This is a genomic window from Pedobacter sp. B4419 (genome assembly GCF_059693725.1).
The window spans coordinates 420,926-437,533 of sequence record NZ_JCASSL010000002.1 but is presented as its reverse complement, the minus strand read 5'-3'; the positions used below and the strand labels follow the sequence as shown (position 1 = coordinate 437,533).

The following is a 16,608-nucleotide window of genomic DNA, read 5'->3' as shown; positions in this document are numbered from 1 at the left end:
AAGACAGCTTAATCATCGATAATAAATTATGAATCTAAGATAGGATTAAAACATGCACAATCGCAAGCATATGCCCTAAGAGAAAGAGTAGACGTATGATAAGGCCAGTTTTAAGGCTTTAGGCAGTCGTAATAAGTAGTGCCGATGGGGATAATGTTTTCGCCGATCCAAACCTGGGAGCGGTCGTATTTGCTGATTTTGTCTTTAGCGATGATAAATGCACGGTGCGTGCGCAAAAACTGAGAAGTCGGCAATATTTCGGCCAGCTCGTTAATGGTAATCCGAGAGCTGATGAGCCTATTATCTAAAAGGTGAAATTGAGTGTAGTTGCCCGAAGCTTCTATGTACCTAATGTCTTTGAGCAATACCTTTACCTGTTCGTAGCCGTCTTTTACGAAAATAAAATCGCTTTGTGGCTGAGGTGTTTGGGTACGTAGGTCGAACAGCTCTTTGGCTTTGTTGCAGGCCTTCAAAAACCTGGAGAGCGAAAATGGTTTTAGCAGGTAATCAACTGCGTCGAGTTCAAAACTCTGTACCGCATGTTCGCTATAGGCTGTGGTAAAGATCACCATCGGCGGTTTGCTCAATGCCTTTAAAAAATCGATGCCACTAATGTCGGGCATTTTGATATCGAGAAAGATGAGGTCGACCTTGTTTTGCTGCAGGTAGGAGATGGCCTCAAAAGCATTGTTAAAGCTTGCCCTTAAGTCTAAATAGGGTACTTTGGATGCATGGCTGGCCACAATATCCAGTGCAATGGGTTCATCATCTATAGCAATGGCAATCATTTAGTGTTTTTCTTGTCTTGGATAAAGTTGCAAAATATTCTTTCAAAAAAACTAAAGAAAGTCCTGCGAAGTTTTAAAACTCGCAGGACTTTTATTTTATTTCTGGTTTAAAACGCTTTCTATTTGTTGGTAGAGCCTATTGCCGTCGCTAGGTCTCAAAGCATTGGGTATAGAAAGTTCGCCTTCTTTATTAAAGATGAAATACTTGGGATAAGTTTGAGATTTATCTTGGGCATTGGCCAAGAGCTCTTTCCAAAAAGGATCGATTGTCTCTCTGTTTTTACGAAAATGTAGGCCTTCCATTTCATTAACCTTAATGAATTCGCGCCAAACGGTATCCTTGTCGTCTTCGTCCATGTCAAGGTATACAAATGCCACATCCTTGCCTTTAAATTGTTTTTTTAAGTCGGGTACATTTCTAAGCTCTTCTTTGCAGGGACCACACCAGGTGCCCCAGATATCCAGATAAACTACCTTCCCTTTTAAAGGTTTGATGATAGCGGCGATGGAGTTTATTTTTTCGAAGCCCTCCACTATTTCAATCTTTTTATTGGCAACATTTGCTGAAAGCATTTTTTGCAGGCTTGAAACTTTGGCATTCACCTCTTTGTAATAAATACCATTGGGGAATTGGCTGTTAAAGGCATTTGCCAAACTAGATAAATTGGCAAGGTGTTTCTCGCTGTAGAGGTCGGCTATTTGCTGATAGATAAAAGGCTCGACTACCGCAGGTGGAAGAAATTTTGTAGCGCCAATCCACAGCCAATAAGGCTTCCCATATTTTTTAATGGTTGCAGTTGCACTATCCATGCTCATTCCATAATAAGGTAGTGGCGCCGAGCTAGGGATTTTATTCTGTTTAACTTTGATAAAGACCTTGGTTTCGATGTATCTCAAATAACTGTTCGCAAAATCATAATAATACGATCCTGCAGGCAATGTCTTCGGTTCTAGCGGAGCGTTATCGAATATTTTGAGAATCAGACTGTCCATGGTCGGTTTGCCCAAGCCCGCAGTTCGGGCATACATGTCTAACAGGTAATAGCCTCTGTAGTTGATTTCGTTGATGATAATTTGCTTGTCTTTGCCGTTTAATTTTGAAGCATTCACTTTTTTAATCTTTTCTTCTTGCTCTAGCTTAAATGGCTTGGCCACATTTTCTAATAGACCGTTTAAAAAGAGTTTGTTAAATGCACTTCCATCGTCGTTTAAGAAGAAGGGCGACTCTTTAAATCCAATGTTAAACAATAAGTTGTTTTCTGGCAATGCCGTGCCCTCAAAGAAAACAAGGCTCTTGTCTGATGCATTGATGTTCAGGCTTAAGGTCTTTGACGGATGCAGGAGCAGGTTGTATCTTTTGCCATCGAAAACGAGGGTGGCCAATTTTGTTTCTTTAACGGGTAGCGTCGTGTTAAAAGTGCCATCTTTGGCAATTTGTGGCGAAATAGAGTTTTCTTCGTGATAGCCGTAAAGCAATGGAATGTTGATGGCTAATTTTTCTGTGCCTTTATAGCCGTTTATCTTTCCGCTGAGCTTAAATTGTGCAAAGCAATTAGCTGAAATAAGGAGTGCCAATAGCAGTAAACTAGATTTTTGGATTTTCATAAGTTATGGTTTTAAATAGTTAGCTGACAAATAATTTCCCCATAAGGCCAGGCCTTTGGCAGTTGCCGTTAAAGGGGTTTGTTGATGGTTGGCAAGAGGCGTTAGGTAGCTGTGCCAAGTGAGGAAGGAATTTCGGTTTTTTTGGAGCACAACCTCTAACCTGGCAAATCCGCCTTTTATATTTTCGGTTTCATCAGCTCCGGCACTCCAAAAAAGAAATGTTTTGTTGCGAAGTTTTTTTGCTTTCAAAAAGCCATCTACCTGTTTAATCAGCAAGTCGTTAAAGCGCCACGCCGGAGTACTGTAGCAGAAACGGGCATTAAACAGTTCAGGTTTTGCGATGAGCGAGTACAACACAAATAATCCACCCCTTGAATGTCCACTAAGCGTTTGGTAGCCATTTGTTCGGTAGTTGCTGTCTATTTTTGGGATGATTTCTTTTTCGATAAAAGCCAAGAATTTATCTCCTTCACCATTTGGACTTTTGGCATCTTCGGTTTCTGTTTGCATAAACGGAGGAGTCTGGTCGCGGTTTCTGCTGGTTTTGGTATTCAAAATGCCTACCACAATACACTCAGGCAGCAACGTTGCAGCAGCCAAAACGGTTATTTTATCAGCAGTATGCACATCTTGCGAGCCACCATCCAATACATACATTACTGGATACTTTTTGGTAGGCTCTTTAGTATAATTTAATGGCAGATGTATAATCAGGCGCCTTTTTTCGGCCAATAACTGCGATTGAAATTCGGTAAACACCAAGCTGTCTGTAGCAGGCCTCGTTTGGGCTAATGCATTGGTGGAAAGAGCAAGCAATAGAATAACAAATTTTAAAAATTTAGGCATAGCGGTTCCTCCTTCTCGGTTTGAGCAGTAAATGGTTTGGGTTTAATTGGGCTAAAGCTGTATGGTTAAATGGATAAAGAACTCTTTGGCGCTTTCCCTAATAATCAGTTCGTGCTTTTTGGGATAGAAGAGCGCCAGGCGTTGCTTAACGTTAAGGAGCCCAATGCCGCTTTTTAGTTTCTCGGGATCATTATCGGCCTTGAGATGAATGCTGTTGTGCACATCAAAGTACAGCGTATTTTCCTTGGTTTGCAAGGTAACCTTAATGTGCGAAGGATATTGCAGGCTAATTCCATGCTTAAAGGCATTTTCTACAAAGGGAATAAGCAACATGGGGGTGATCTGCAAATTGTTGAGTTGCTCTTCAATTTGGGTATCGATTACAATATTCGCCGATCTTGAAGTCCTCAGTTTTTGCAGCGAAATGTAATTCTCCAAGTAATCTACATCTCTGGTAAGCGATATTTTATCCTGCACATTTTCATGAAGCATGAACCGCATCATATCGCCCAATTTCTGGATGCCTTCTCCGGTTCTTTCGGCATTTTCCTGCAAAGCTGTTCCATATAACGTGTTTAAGGAGTTGAACAAAAAGTGCGGATTGATCTGCGATTTTAAAAAGCTCAGGTTCGCATCAGATTTGCCCAGTTCCGTTTTGAGCGTAGTCAACTCTGTTGAATTGGCTACCCGCCTTTTATAGATAAACCAAGCCAGTGGACCGCTCAGCAACAACTGGGTAGGAAGATGGAAAGCCAGTGTTACGCCAATAATTTCGCCTCTCGTACCAATCAGCAGGAAAACGAATAAGCACATCGGGATAGCCAGTAAAATCGATAAGAGTAGAAGCTGACCAAAAAAGACACTGAATTTTCTGCTTTTTTGATAAAGTTCCGGAAGCAGGTAATACAAGGAATAGATGAATACGGTTATAGAAGAGAAAATAATCAAGGTCCACATGATAATAATGTTAGAATGGGCATTGCTGGCCACCCATAGCATTAGTCCAACAAACCAAAATGCAATACCAAAGCCGGTATCGATCTTCATTTGGTTTTTATAGGCTTTGTCATGCTTGTTCTCAATGAAGTAATTAACAAACTCCTTTAAAAGCACGTAGCCCGCAATGATGACAATAATCCATAGCTCATTGGTAAAACCGTCAAAAAACAAGCGGTTGTAGGCATTCTGGATATCATCGTATTGCACTAAGGTGTAGGCCTGCGAATAGGTTTTGCAGATACTGATGGTTAGTCCAGAGCCCAATAAGATAACAAAGGTAAGCAAAGCATTGAGTACGATATTTTCCTTTTTGAGAAAGGACGGAATGATATAAAAATTGAGAAAGAGAAAATTAAAGTAAAGGATAGAATACCTGAACAGTTCAGGCACAAAATAATTGGAGAAAAAAGAGTAGCTAAGCTGTTCGCCTTTAAAATTATAGTAGTTTTCATTGTGAAAACGGCCACCTACAGAGGTGATCAGCATTAAAACGGCAAAGACATATAAAATTGTAGAAATCCAGAATTCTGCTTTTTGTAGCTCTTTTAGTTTCATTGGAGGTATTATTTTAGTTTGATGCCACAATGTTAAGAAGCACCAAGTTACCGATTTTAAAAATGTGACCAATGCCTAGATAAATGTGATGAATCCTCGAGATTGGTCTTAGTTGATAGTCCATGGTCAATAGTTTGAGGCGGATTTTTAAATGCTCGATTGCCAAATTGCTTACTGCCAACCAACAATAAGAAACCAATAACTAATAACTAGCAACTAACAAGGAGCAATTGAAAACTTTAAACCAAAAAACCTAACTTTAGCCCTTTATCAAAATTGATCAAAACATGACCCTTTACGGCATACCAAATTGCAATACAGTAAAAAAAGCCCAAGATTGGCTTAAGGAAAACCACATTGGTTTTGAATTCCACGATTTTAAAAAGAAAGGCGTTACTGCCGAAAAGCTCACCGAATGGTTCAATCAGTTTGGCTGGGAAAAGGTGATCAACAAAAACGGGCTGACCTTTAAAAAGTTGAGTAAAGAGGAACAGGCCGACATTAATTCCGCAGCTAAGGCCATTAGCTATCTGATCAATAATACCAGTGCAATTAAACGCCCTGTTGTAGAGCAGAATGGCAAAGCCATCTTAATTGGCTTTAGCGAAGATGCTTACCAAGAGCGGCTTAAATAAAAGAACAAGCCTGAACAAAGATGAAGATTTGATGAATTTTTTGTTCATTCATATCTAAATTTTTGGATTTTAGGTCGTTTTGTTCGTACGTTTATGCTTAGAAAATTAAAAACTTTATGATGAAGCCGCTATGATTTTATAATGCTTAAAATTAGGAGAGCTTCATTACCGTTAAACTAAATTAAAAACAGATGAAAAAATTAATCGTTCTATTTGCCGCAGTAGTGAGCTTTGTAGCGGTAACTGCTATGAAGGCAGCCGTACAGCCAGAATTCAAATTCGAAAAAGAAACACACGATTTTGGTAAAATCCCTCAAGGAAAACCAGTTAACGTGACCTTAAAATTTAAAAATGTTGGCGATCAGCCATTGATTATTTCTGCAGTAGAGCCAGCTTGTGGCTGTACTGTAGCAAAATACACGCAAACTCCTGTTAAAAAAGGCGAGAGCGGTTTTGTTGAGCTGACTTACAATGCAGCTGCGGTTGGTGTTTTTACAAAAGCCACTACCATTAAATCAAATTCAAAAGATCCGGTAAAAACAATTATCATCAAAGGCGAAGTAGTTGCTGGTACCGCTTCAAAATAACAGAAGAAACAACCTAAAAGAAGAGGGGATAAATGATTATTCCCTTTTTTTATTTTCTTTGTGGCGTATACGTTCTTTTTTTGATCGATGTATTTTCAAAAACAAAAATCAGTTTTCTGTTAAATTTTGTTAAATACAAGAGCTTCCATTAAAAGAGCCTTAAATTTGAATATGATTAAAAAGTTAATCCTACTGCTCCTGCTGGCCATTCCAGTTCAACTATTGGCGCAAAATAATACCCTTACCGGCAATGTTTTCGATAACGACAATAGGACTCAGGCAATGGAAAATGCAACCATCAGGAATTTGACTACCAAAACGCTTACCCTGAGCGATAAGGAAGGCCATTTTGCCATTGCAGCAAAGATTGGCGACCTTGTTTCTATTGGTTTAGCAGGTTTTCAAACCGATACCATTTACCTGACCAATCTTTTCCCTAAAAATATTTACCTAAGGCAAGTAGTTAACAACCTGAAGGCAGTTGACATTACAACGGCTAAGGTATCACCATTCCTAGATGCCCGCGATCCAGACGCCAAACCCGCAAGACAGGTTGATTACAGCAAGGAAAGAGGGGGGATGAGGTTGACTTTGGGCTATGGCAAGTACCGCAGGCAACAAGCCAAAATCGCGGCTTTAGAAGAAAACGATCGTTACAACGAAGAAATATCCAAGAATTTTACGCCAACCTATATCAAGAGCGTAGTGAAGTTTGAGGGTACAGACGAAGACATGAGGAACTTCATGGATATGTACAGGCCTACAGTTGATCAGATTAAAGCCGAACGTCCTTTTAATTATGCCTATTATACTGTTCGCGCCTATAGCACCTGGAGCAAATTGCCGCCAGATCAGCGCAAGTTGCCATCCCTTCCTAAGCTAAAAGCCAATAATCCCTAATGTGGCGTAACAATATTGCTTATCTATTTGAATTTAGTGAATTAGCTTTTACCTTTAAACAAACAAAATTGGGCCACAGGCTCATTAATGTCGATAAAAAATATACAAATCAATAATAACCATGCTTAAATTTCTAACCAAACATGTTGCATGTGCGGTGGTGCTTTGTTTGTTTGGCCTAACCAGCTTTGCACAACAAACCACTACACAGCCAACAACCAATTATGTTCCGGCCGATGCCTTTGGCCCACTGTTCTATACGCAAAACGGAAACGAATTTCGTTCGGCCAATGGAGCGCCAGGTGCAAAATACTGGCAAAACCGAGTTGATTACAATATCTCGGTAAGCTTAGATGAAGCCAAAAACACGGTAAGCGGCACAATCACGCTGACTTATAAAAACAACAGTCCGGATAAATTGCCGTACCTGTGGCTGCAATTAGACCAAAACACTTTCAAAGAAACCTCACGCGGTTATGCCGTAACTCCAGCGCGTAGCCGTTATGGTGCGCAGGGCGAAAAATTTGATGGTGGCTATAAAATCCAAAACATTAAGGTATCGCAAAAAGCAGGTGCCGTGAAATTTACTTCTTTGGTAGAAGATACACGCATGCAGATCCGTTTAGATCAGCCTATGGCGCCAAATGGCGATGTGATTACCATCAGCATGGACTATTCTTATACGGTGCCTAAAGAAGGTTCAGACAGAACTGGCCACTTGACCACCAAAAACGGCGAAATCTTTGCTATCGCACAATGGTTCCCACGCATGTGTGTTTACGATGATGTAATTGGCTGGAATACTTTGCCTTATTGGGGCGGAGGCGAGTTTTATTGCGAATATGGCGATATTACTTTCTCGGTTACTGCACCTGCAAGCCATATCGTAATGGGTTCTGGCGAATTGTTGAATCCGCAAGAAGTTTTCACGCCAGAGCAATTGAAAAGATGGAATGCTGCCAAATTGAGCGATGCAACCGTACACATCCGTTCTGAGGCTGAGGTAACAGATCCAAAATCGCGCCCGGCAAAAGACAAACTAACTTGGAAATTTAAAATTACCAATGCCCGCGATGCGGCTTGGGCTTCATCAAAAGCCTTCGTATTGGATGCCGCACGTATCAATTTGCCTAGTGGCAAAAAATCATTGGCCGTATCTGCCCATCCGGTAGAAAGCAATGGTGCTGATGCTTATGGCCGTGGCGTAGAATATGTAAAAACAACGATCGAGCATTACTCAAAAATGTGGTTCGAATATCCATATCCAATGGCCGTTAACGTAGCGACCAATATTGGCGGTATGGAATATCCAGGCATTGTGTTCTGCGGTTGGACTGCTAAAAAAGGCAGTGCATGGGGTGTAATCGATCACGAGTTCGGTCATACCTGGTTCCCGATGATTGTAGGTTCAAACGAGCGCAAATATGGCTGGATGGACGAAGGTTTCAATACGTTCATCAACGGAATCTCTTCGCAAAACTTCAATAATGGCGAATACAAACAGCGTCAGGCTAATATGAATGCCATTGGCAAGTCGAGCATCGGTAACCCACGTTTTGAAAACATCATGTTAATGCCTGATGGAATGGCTGAAGCCAATATCGGGATCAACTTGTATAGCAAACCAGGATGGGGGCTTAACATTTTGAGAGATCAGATTTTGGGTCAAGACCGTTTTGATTACGCTTTCAGACAATACATCAAAAACTGGGCTTATAAACACCCAACGCCTTTCGATTTCTTCCGTTCTATGGAAAATGGCAGCGGCGAAGATTTGGCTTGGTTCTGGAGAAGCTGGTTCTTAAACAGCTGGAAAATGGACCAAGGCTTAGGCGAAGTTAAAGAGGTGATGAAAGAAGGCAAATTAACAGGTTATACCATTCGCGTAAACAACCTGGAAAAAATGCCAATGCCAATCATTCTGCAGATTAAAACTAAGAGCGGCAAAACCGAAATTGTTAAAGTACCGGTTGATGTTTGGATGAAAAACACCACTTGGTTGGTACGTTTCCCAACAACCGAGGAAATTACCGAAGTACAGTTGGATCCAGAAAGAGTATTGCCAGACAGCAATCCAGACAACAACAAGTGGGTTTCTAGCGGTGCGCCGGTTACTTCTACACCACCGGCAAATTTAGATGTGTATGTAGGTACTTATTCATCTACCACTGTTCCGGTAAAAATAATCATCAGCAAAGCCGATGGCAAGTTAATGGCTAAGGCAGGTGCACAGCCAGCTTTCGAGTTATCTTTCGTAAACGGCAATAAATTTGCTTTTGAAGAAGGCGGATTAGAGATGGAATTTAATCCTACTAAAAATGAAATGACCTTAAGTCAAGGTGGCAACAACTACACCTTTACCAAAGATAAATAAGCAACAAGTTTTTAAAGAAAGCCCGGCAATTCAGGTTGGCCGGGCTTTTTTATGGGGCAAAAATCTGCTCATCTTCGGCTTTTATTTAGCAAATGCAGCATTTTACGGCAAGTCCAGTCTGTCGTCCGCCTTAATCTTGCCCTTTTCCATCAATCAACAGGAGCCTAACTTATCTTACATTAAGCCAACGGTTTAGGTTATTGATGGCAATTATTATATCAATGTCGGCAACCATTTCGGCATACCGCTCAAAATAAAAGGATTATGCATAGGCTATGGCTTAAATTTCTACACTTCGCGTGCTACGAATTTTATCCATAAGGATTAAATTGCATGGGACCGGATGGAGGTTTTTAACCGAAATCTGGCTTTGTGCTTTTTTCGTTTATGAATTTAAACGGCTACTGAAAACCGGCAACTATTGACTAACTGAAAACAGTAAATTGAAAACTGGTTAATTCAGTTTTTTTCAGCATATTCATGTAATGAAACCATTATGCGCATGCCACGAAAAGATGTAATGAGCCGAGCCTTAGTGAGTTCTTGAACAGAAAAACAAAACAACAAATTGTGAAAAACATGCTCGTGGTAGCTTTATGACGATTAAAAAACTATACTATCCTGATGAAAGAAGAGTTTGACTATACCACCTACGCCCGAAGGTTTGCCATACGCTTCCCTTTGGCGAGCCAATTGCTTATTCAAATCTACTTTTGGGTAATAGCGAACATCTTTATCGCCAGCATTGTCCATCTGGTTGAGCTTTCTGTTCGAAAAACCTATAACCTGACTTTACACAGGGGCTATTTGCCCGTGCTTTTGATCGCCGTGGTGCTTGGTATTTTGTATGGCTTGATTTCGGGACTGATCAATATTCTTTTTGATCGGAAGCCTTTTAAGGATAGGCCTGTGATCATCATCATTATCTTAAAAGGCTTGTTCTTCCTGTTTGCCTTTAGTATTTTCTTTTACCTCACCAGAAACCTTTTGTATGAGCCAACGGTACAGGAGTTTGTGCCTTTTAATAAGAATACGTGGATCTATATCTATTATCCATTGCTCACTTTCTATGCTTTTATGACCCTCCTGATCAATTTTATCAATCAGGTGAACAAGAAGTACGGGCCGGGCGTATTGGTGCCTTTGCTGCTGGGCAAATACAGGACGCCAAAAGAAGAAGAACGGATTTTCATGTTCATGGATCTGAGCTCTTCTACTACCATTGCCGAGCAGTTGGGGCATATCAGGTACAGTGAGTTTATTCGCGATAGCTTTATGGACATCAACCATGTACTGTTGCGTTTTGGAGCCGAAATCTATCAGTACGTAGGCGATGAAGTAGTTGTAACCTGGCTTTTGGGCGAAGGCATGCAAAAACTAGCCTGTATCCAATTCTTTTTTGCCTGTGAGCGCGAGTTTAAAAAACGCAACGACTATTACCTGCAGAAGTATGGGGTTGTGCCACAGTTTAAGGCAGGTTTGCATTTGGGCAAGGTTACTGCAGTAGAAATTGGGGAGGTGAAGCGTGATATTGCCTACCATGGCGATACCCTGAATACAACTGCCCGCATACAAGGCATGTGCAAGGAATTGGGTAAAACATTCCTGGTGTCTGATTATGTAGTTAAGATCAGTCGTTTAGACAAGCGCTTTGTGGTAGAAGACATGGGGTCGATTTTGTTAAAGGGCAAATCAGAGCCTACCACCATTTTTAGCATCGATAATGTAAAGCTCGATTTGTAATCCTAACAGCGGTTCGCTACTTTTGGCGCATGGCCATACAAAAAAATAATCCCTTGCATGGATTGACCCTCGAATTTATCATCAACCAGTTGTTCCAGCGCTATGGATGGGAAGAGTTAGGCCGGATGATCAATATCGGCTGCTTCAAAAAAGATCCCTCTGTTCAATCGAGCCTTAAATTTTTGCGTAAAACCGATTGGGCCCGCAAAAAGGTAGAACAGCTCTACATCGATACCTTTTGCTAAGCCAGTTTCATTTGGCAGTTTTCAGTAACAATTAAACAGTTAAGCAATTTTAACGATAAGTTAACCCGTCTTGCAACCAAATCCACCAAGCCATCGTCTTGTTTATAGAAGAATATACACCCATTATCTTAATCCCAACTCATGAAAAAATACATTGTCCTGCTTTTGTCTCTGCTCGTATTGAGCAGCTGCTCTATCTATTCCGTTAACAAAGGAACACTCAAATCTGCTCGAAAAGATAGCTATCAGGTTACTTACCAAGCCGATTTAGGCGAAGGCCTAACAGCCAGGATAAGTTATGTGGATGCCAACAATCAAACGGTAAAACTAAAAAACGTAAGCGGAAACTGGGAACAAACGGTAAGGCTGAGCTCTGGAACGGCAGTAAAACTCAAAGTAGTTGCCAAAGGGAAGGATTTATCGGCCACGCCTAAAATTAAAGGCCAATATGCCCCGGCATCATTTAAGATTAAGGTAGATGGCGAAGTGGCTTCGGAATACGTGCTTAAAAACAAAAAGGTAAAATACAATGTAGGCTTTGTGCTGCCTTAGCCAAATGCTAAAAAGTGTTAAAGAAAATCCGGTGTTAGGGTCAATCATTATATTTGATCATGAACAAAAGGGTTTTTATGATATTGATGCTGTGCCTTTTAGGCATTGGTTGGGCAAGTGCGCAAAGCCAGGTGAAAGGCGAAGTATTTGCACAATCGTCCAGAAAGCCCATTAATCAGGTTGAAGTATTTAACCTGAACAACAAAGAGCAGACCGTAAGCAATACCAAAGGAGAATTTGTAATCAAGGCGGCCTTAAATGATTTGCTGGTATTCAGATCGCCAGGTTATAGGCCAGATACCTTGTTGCTCATTAACCTCAAGCCGCTAAGAAGGTACTTGGCCTTAGAAATCAATACTTTGAGTACGGTTTCTATCAAAGGCATGAGGCTCAGAGAGCAATATGCGCGAGAGATCAACAAGGGTGAGGCCATACATCTCAAGCAAGGAAGGGGCTTACTGTTCTATCCATCTGCCCTTTTTAGTAGAGAAGGCCGCAATGCCCGCAGGTTTAAGCGCATGTTAAAACGAGAAGAATTAGAGCTTCCAATAGACCGGCGATTTAATGCAAAGACCATAACGGCCGTTTTGCCCATCAAGCAGCCCGAGTTGGACGCCTTTATCATGTTGTACAGGCCAAGCCTAAAATTTGTTAAGCGAGCAGATGTAGAAGATTTTAAATCCTATCTTCTTGATTCGTACCGTAAGTTTAAATTGTTGCCCCCAGAGAAAAGAGTATTGCCATCCTTAAAATTGCAAACAGATTCCTTAAATTAGTTTTTTATTGCCAAACCAATTTTTTTATGATGAAGATGCGTCCCTCCCTAGCCCTGGTATTGTTAAGCATTATGCTTTCTTTTGGCTTTACCACCAAACCCGTAAAATCTAAAAAGCCTGCCGTATTGGTTTTTTCGTTAACCAGAGGCTACAGGCATGCCTCTATTGCCGATGGCATCGTGGCCATTAAAAAACTGGGCGAAGAAAATGATTTTGAGGTAGATACAACCGAAAACGTAAAAGCCTTTAACCTCGAAAATCTCCGCAGGTATAAAACATTGATTTTCTTAAGTCCTACAGGTACCAATGTATTTAACGACGAGCAGAAAAAGGCCTTAAAAAAATACATCAACAAGGGCGGCGGCTTTGTAGGCATCCATGCCGCTACCGATTTTAGCTTTGAGTGGGAATGGTACGGCCAAATGGTAGGCGGTTTTTTCGAGAGCCATCCGAAGGTACAGCAGGCCAAATTGCTGTTGGTGGCGCCAGAAAATAAGATCGTAAAAGAGCTTCCCGAAGTTTGGATGCATACAGATGAGTGGTATAATTTCAAGTCGTTTAACAACTCCGTTAAGGTAATTGTCAAGGTTGATGAAACTTCTTATCAGGGTGGCAACATGAAGAACGACCATCCCATTACCTGGTACCATAATTTTGATGGTGGCAGGGTTTTTTATACCGCATTGGGCCATACCAAAGAATCATATAAAGACCCTTTGTTCCTCAAGCAAGTACTGTCCGGCATCAAATGGACGATGAAATAGGCTTTGGATAATTTATTTAAGTTTTTTGTTGAAAAGCAAGAACACGATTTCATTTGATCGTTAACCCCGCTTTTTGCTAAAGTTTTTCGCTTTGCTCAAAACTATCGCTGTCAATCGGGTTTAAGAAACCGTGGCCGCTGCAACCCAAAAGACGAATGAACTATTGAGCCAATTGACCCAAAATGCCGTTCGCAATTCGTTCACGAAATCTTCATATTCAATATGGACATTAGTACTGTTAAACGATTTTAATAATCACTAAATCATAAAGAACATGAAAGCAATTAAAGTATTAATGATCGCCTTAGTAGCCGCTTTTACCGTAAATACCGTAAGCGCACAAACTGCACCTGCTAAACCAGCAGCAAAAACCGAAAAACCTGCTGCAAAAACAGAAAAGAAAGCAAAAAAAGGCCATAAAAAACACCATGGCAAAAAAGCAGTAAAAAAATCATAAGCAATTGAATGCCATGGAGCGTTTCTTGGAAGAGAGACCAAGAGATGCTTCACTCGGCATTTAGATCCCTTTTATCCCAGATTCCTACTATTAATTTACCCGCAATAAATGTTCATCAAATCTTCATGTTTGATGAGGAGATTAGCATTAAATAAGTTTCAAAATCTAAAACGTAAATAAAAACATGAAAGCAATTAAAGTATTAATGATCGCGCTAGTAGCTGCCTTTACTGTAAGCACTGTTAGTGCACAAACTGCACCTGCTAAAGCTGCAAAACAAGCTAAAGTAGAAAAACCAGCTAAAGAAGCTAAAAAAGCAGCAGATACCACTGCAAAAAAAGCAAAGAAAGAAGCTAAAGCAGCAAAAAAAGCAGCTAAGAAAGCTGCAAGCAAATAGTTAAAGTTTATAGAGTTGATAAGCGCTCTGGTTGTACAACAGCCAGGGCGTTTTTTATGCCCTGCCGATCACCAATGCATAGGCGGTTTGCAAGGCGTCGGCAAAGATATCCTCCCTTGTATGCGCCAAACAAAAGGTGGTCATGCCTGTCTGGCCCCATTTATTGGGAATCGGAAAAATATTTGCGGGATCGAATTTGCTGAATACGTCCTGGGCAATAAGCGTCAATTTGAGGTTGGCCTGGTTTCTTTTGGGATCATAAGTGGCAAATATTCTTTTGCCCGCATAAAATGCGATACGATCGAAGTGGGGCTTCTCAAAGGTCTCTGGATAGGCAAGCGCCATTCGCCTGAAAGTTTCTAAATCAATCATAGATTAGTACTTAAATTCTTCTTTCGTGCCGTATTTCCATCTAAAATAGTCATTTTTGAGGATTAATTTTCAGGCAGATGATCAGGATAAACGACGAAACCTCTGAAGAGACCCTTCAGGATATCAAAATAGGCGATATGGTTACCGATGGGTTTAGCAAAACCAGTTTGGTAGAAAGCATCAATATCAGCGATGATGGCCTGTATAAGATCTACGAATTTAACTTGATTACCGGCAGGGTGATTGTTACGAAGAGGTAGTAATTGGCTTAATTAGCTGAATAAGCCTGTTTGGCAACTCTTCCCTTGTTATAAAAATAATAGCCCGAAATAATCAGGATGGCAAAAATGCCTTCTACAAAAACAATAGCTTGGGCACTGTACAAATGTGCAAAATAACCGATTACCAAAGTGCCGATGGGCAATACGCCTTGGTAAGCCATCAAATAGTAACTGATTGCCCTGCCCCTCAATTCGTTCACCGAATGGGTTTGGATATAGGTATTGATGGCTGCGGTTTGCATCATCATGCCTACACAGGCAAGTCCGGTGCTGATCAAAGCCATCCAAACACTTGGTGCAATAGCCAATAAAATCAATCCGGCACCAAATACAAAGGCCGATGAAATGACAATGTTCTGCATGTTTTTTGCCGTTCTGAGCGAAGCCATATAAATAGCACCTACCAAAGCACCTAATCCTCCTGCACTTTCGAACCAGCTAAAAGTAGTGGCGTTGCCATGAAAAACATCTTTGGCAAAAACGGGAAGTAATGTAGAAAAAGGGATAACCATGAGGCTAGACAGGGCCAATACAATAATGAGCGAAGAAATGTCTGGCGAATCTTCAAGGTAATGGTAGCCTTTTTTCAGTCCGGTCCATATATCTTCTATAGCGGCTTCCGATTTTTTCAGGTTCAATTTCATCAGCAACAAACAAATGATAACTGGAATGAAGCTCAAAAAGTTGATGATGAAACAAGCATCTTCGCCGTAGGTACTCAAAATAATACCCGCCATAGCAGGACCTATCAAACGGGCAGCATTAAAGGCTGATGAATTGAGCGCTACTGCATTGGGCAAATCTTCTCTATCGTCAACAAATTCGACTACCAATGATTGCCTAGCCGTGGTTTCGAAAGTGGCCACAATACCTTGGATCAGGCTTAGCATAGCAATCAATGTAATGTTGTAGTATTTGAGCCAGATGAGCAGGGCCAGCAGGCCTGCCTGCACCATAAAAATAACCTGACAGGTCAATACGATTTTGAATTTGTTTCTCTTGTCTACAAAATTTCCGGCAATAGGTGCCAGCACCAAAGCAGGAATCAAAGCAAGGAAGCTAACCAAGCCAAGCATAAAGGCCGAACCAGTGATTCGGTAGATGAGCCAGCTTATGGCCACACGCTGCATCCATGTGCCCACTAAAGAAATAGATTGTCCGGTAAAATGTAAGCGGTAATTGTAGTACTTAAAGGAGCGAAACATGGTCATGGCAATGTGGGTTTGGTTTCGTTAGCGGTTATTTTTTCTAGTAAGGGGATCAGTTGAAAGAGCGTGTCGATTTCCTTGGCATCCAGTCTTTCGTCTATTGCTTTTTTGAGCCATCCGTCTCTTAAGCTTTTGATTTCAGAAAGTTTGGTTTTGCCATAGTCCGATAGCGTAATGAGGGTTTTGCGCTTGTCGTTTTGGTCGGTAATGCGATTGATGAAATTGGCATGGGCCAAATTGTTGAGGCATTGAGAAATGGCCTGGGCCGAGATGTGCTCCAATTCGGCAATGGCCGAAGGAAGCAGTTCTGTGTTTCTGTCGAGGTGGCCAATGATATTCATTTCGGTGGCAGAGAAAGGGAACTCGTGGGGCTGTTTTTTGGCCACGCGGGTGATCTTAAAAATCAGGCCCCTTAATTTCGAAACTTCTTGAATTGGAATTGGCATGTACAAAAGTACTAAAGTAAATTAATTAAGTAGCTTTAGTATTTGTAATTATTTTGTCAATGATTTTGTTGTAAGGTG

The 16,608-nt window shown here is 41.0% G+C and carries 19 protein-coding genes; 12 read left to right on the top strand and 7 right to left on the bottom strand.

Annotated features, from left to right (window positions below; all coding sequences use genetic code 11):
• Nucleotides 1-110: 110 nt before the first annotated feature.
• From AC570H_RS13650 to AC570H_RS13635, 4 genes are all read right to left on the bottom strand, one after another.
• A complete protein-coding gene (locus AC570H_RS13650) occupies nucleotides 111-788 on the bottom strand; it encodes a LytR/AlgR family response regulator transcription factor (protein WP_497355697.1) in 678 nt (225 codons plus the stop codon).
• A 96-nt stretch (nucleotides 789-884) separates the two neighbouring features.
• Nucleotides 885-2,393 (bottom strand): TlpA family protein disulfide reductase, encoded by a 1,509-nt coding sequence (locus AC570H_RS13645; protein WP_497355695.1) that lies wholly within the window; start codon nucleotides 2,391-2,393, stop codon nucleotides 885-887.
• Between the two features lie 3 nt (nucleotides 2,394-2,396).
• Nucleotides 2,397-3,209 carry an alpha/beta hydrolase gene (locus tag AC570H_RS13640; RefSeq protein ID WP_497355693.1) on the bottom strand — a complete coding sequence of 271 codons (813 nt, stop codon included), beginning with the start codon at nucleotides 3,207-3,209 and terminating at the stop codon, nucleotides 2,397-2,399.
• Between the two features lie 81 nt (nucleotides 3,210-3,290).
• Entirely contained in the window at nucleotides 3,291-4,793 is a 1,503-nt protein-coding gene (locus tag AC570H_RS13635) for a sensor histidine kinase (RefSeq protein ID WP_497355691.1), read from the bottom strand.
• A gap of 287 nt (nucleotides 4,794-5,080) precedes the next feature.
• On the opposite strand from AC570H_RS13635, the gene AC570H_RS13630 reads away from it, so the two are divergent.
• The 11 genes from AC570H_RS13630 to AC570H_RS13580 all read left to right on the top strand — a co-directional run bounded on the left by AC570H_RS13630 (nucleotide 5,081) and on the right by AC570H_RS13580 (nucleotide 14,223).
• Entirely contained in the window at nucleotides 5,081-5,428 is a 348-nt protein-coding gene (locus AC570H_RS13630) for a Spx/MgsR family RNA polymerase-binding regulatory protein (RefSeq protein ID WP_497355689.1), read from the top strand.
• A 191-nt stretch (nucleotides 5,429-5,619) separates the two neighbouring features.
• Entirely contained in the window at nucleotides 5,620-6,015 is a 396-nt protein-coding gene (locus AC570H_RS13625) for a DUF1573 domain-containing protein (RefSeq protein ID WP_497355687.1), read from the top strand.
• A 171-nt stretch (nucleotides 6,016-6,186) separates the two neighbouring features.
• Nucleotides 6,187-6,915, top strand: coding sequence for a hypothetical protein (locus AC570H_RS13620; RefSeq protein ID WP_497355685.1), 729 nt, complete (start codon nucleotides 6,187-6,189; stop codon nucleotides 6,913-6,915).
• 121 nt (nucleotides 6,916-7,036) lie between these two features.
• A complete protein-coding gene (locus AC570H_RS13615; protein WP_497355683.1) occupies nucleotides 7,037-9,289 on the top strand; it encodes a M1 family metallopeptidase in 2,253 nt (750 codons plus the stop codon).
• A 624-nt stretch (nucleotides 9,290-9,913) separates the two neighbouring features.
• Nucleotides 9,914-11,032, top strand: a complete 1,119-nt coding sequence (locus AC570H_RS13610; RefSeq protein WP_497355681.1) for an adenylate/guanylate cyclase domain-containing protein — start codon at nucleotides 9,914-9,916, stop codon at nucleotides 11,030-11,032.
• Between the two features lie 29 nt (nucleotides 11,033-11,061).
• The gene (locus AC570H_RS13605) at nucleotides 11,062-11,277 is read left to right on the top strand and encodes a VF530 family protein (RefSeq protein WP_497355679.1); all 216 of its coding nucleotides are present in this window, start codon (nucleotides 11,062-11,064) and stop codon (nucleotides 11,275-11,277) included.
• A 141-nt stretch (nucleotides 11,278-11,418) separates the two neighbouring features.
• Nucleotides 11,419-11,829, top strand: coding sequence for an MmpS family transport accessory protein (locus AC570H_RS13600; RefSeq protein ID WP_497355677.1), 411 nt, complete (start codon nucleotides 11,419-11,421; stop codon nucleotides 11,827-11,829).
• Nucleotides 11,830-11,888: 59 nt separating this feature from the next.
• Entirely contained in the window at nucleotides 11,889-12,605 is a 717-nt protein-coding gene (locus tag AC570H_RS13595; protein ID WP_497355675.1) for a peptidase associated/transthyretin-like domain-containing protein, read from the top strand.
• A 26-nt stretch (nucleotides 12,606-12,631) separates the two neighbouring features.
• Nucleotides 12,632-13,369: a ThuA domain-containing protein gene (locus AC570H_RS13590; RefSeq protein ID WP_497355673.1), complete on the top strand. Its 738-nt coding sequence runs from the start codon at nucleotides 12,632-12,634 to the stop codon at nucleotides 13,367-13,369.
• A gap of 274 nt (nucleotides 13,370-13,643) precedes the next feature.
• Nucleotides 13,644-13,826, top strand: a complete 183-nt coding sequence (locus AC570H_RS13585) for a hypothetical protein (protein ID WP_497355671.1) — start codon at nucleotides 13,644-13,646, stop codon at nucleotides 13,824-13,826.
• Between the two features lie 184 nt (nucleotides 13,827-14,010).
• Nucleotides 14,011-14,223: a hypothetical protein gene (locus AC570H_RS13580; RefSeq protein ID WP_497355669.1), complete on the top strand. Its 213-nt coding sequence runs from the start codon at nucleotides 14,011-14,013 to the stop codon at nucleotides 14,221-14,223.
• A 54-nt stretch (nucleotides 14,224-14,277) separates the two neighbouring features.
• Here the strand turns inward: AC570H_RS13580 and AC570H_RS13575 are convergent, their stop codons facing one another.
• A complete protein-coding gene (locus tag AC570H_RS13575) occupies nucleotides 14,278-14,595 on the bottom strand; it encodes an MmcQ/YjbR family DNA-binding protein (RefSeq protein WP_497355667.1) in 318 nt (105 codons plus the stop codon).
• A gap of 77 nt (nucleotides 14,596-14,672) precedes the next feature.
• Between AC570H_RS13575 and AC570H_RS13570 the strand changes: the two genes are divergently transcribed.
• Nucleotides 14,673-14,855 carry a hypothetical protein gene (locus tag AC570H_RS13570; RefSeq protein ID WP_497355665.1) on the top strand — a complete coding sequence of 61 codons (183 nt, stop codon included), beginning with the start codon at nucleotides 14,673-14,675 and terminating at the stop codon, nucleotides 14,853-14,855.
• A gap of 8 nt (nucleotides 14,856-14,863) precedes the next feature.
• On the opposite strand, the gene AC570H_RS13565 is transcribed toward AC570H_RS13570, so the two are convergent.
• Nucleotides 14,864-16,087 carry an MFS transporter gene (locus AC570H_RS13565; RefSeq protein WP_497355663.1) on the bottom strand — a complete coding sequence of 408 codons (1,224 nt, stop codon included), beginning with the start codon at nucleotides 16,085-16,087 and terminating at the stop codon, nucleotides 14,864-14,866.
• Complete coding sequence (locus AC570H_RS13560) at nucleotides 16,084-16,530, bottom strand: MarR family winged helix-turn-helix transcriptional regulator (RefSeq protein ID WP_497355661.1); 447 nt, start codon at nucleotides 16,528-16,530, stop codon at nucleotides 16,084-16,086. The genes AC570H_RS13565 and AC570H_RS13560 overlap by 4 nt, the downstream gene beginning before the upstream one ends.
• Nucleotides 16,531-16,608 lie beyond the last annotated feature (78 nt).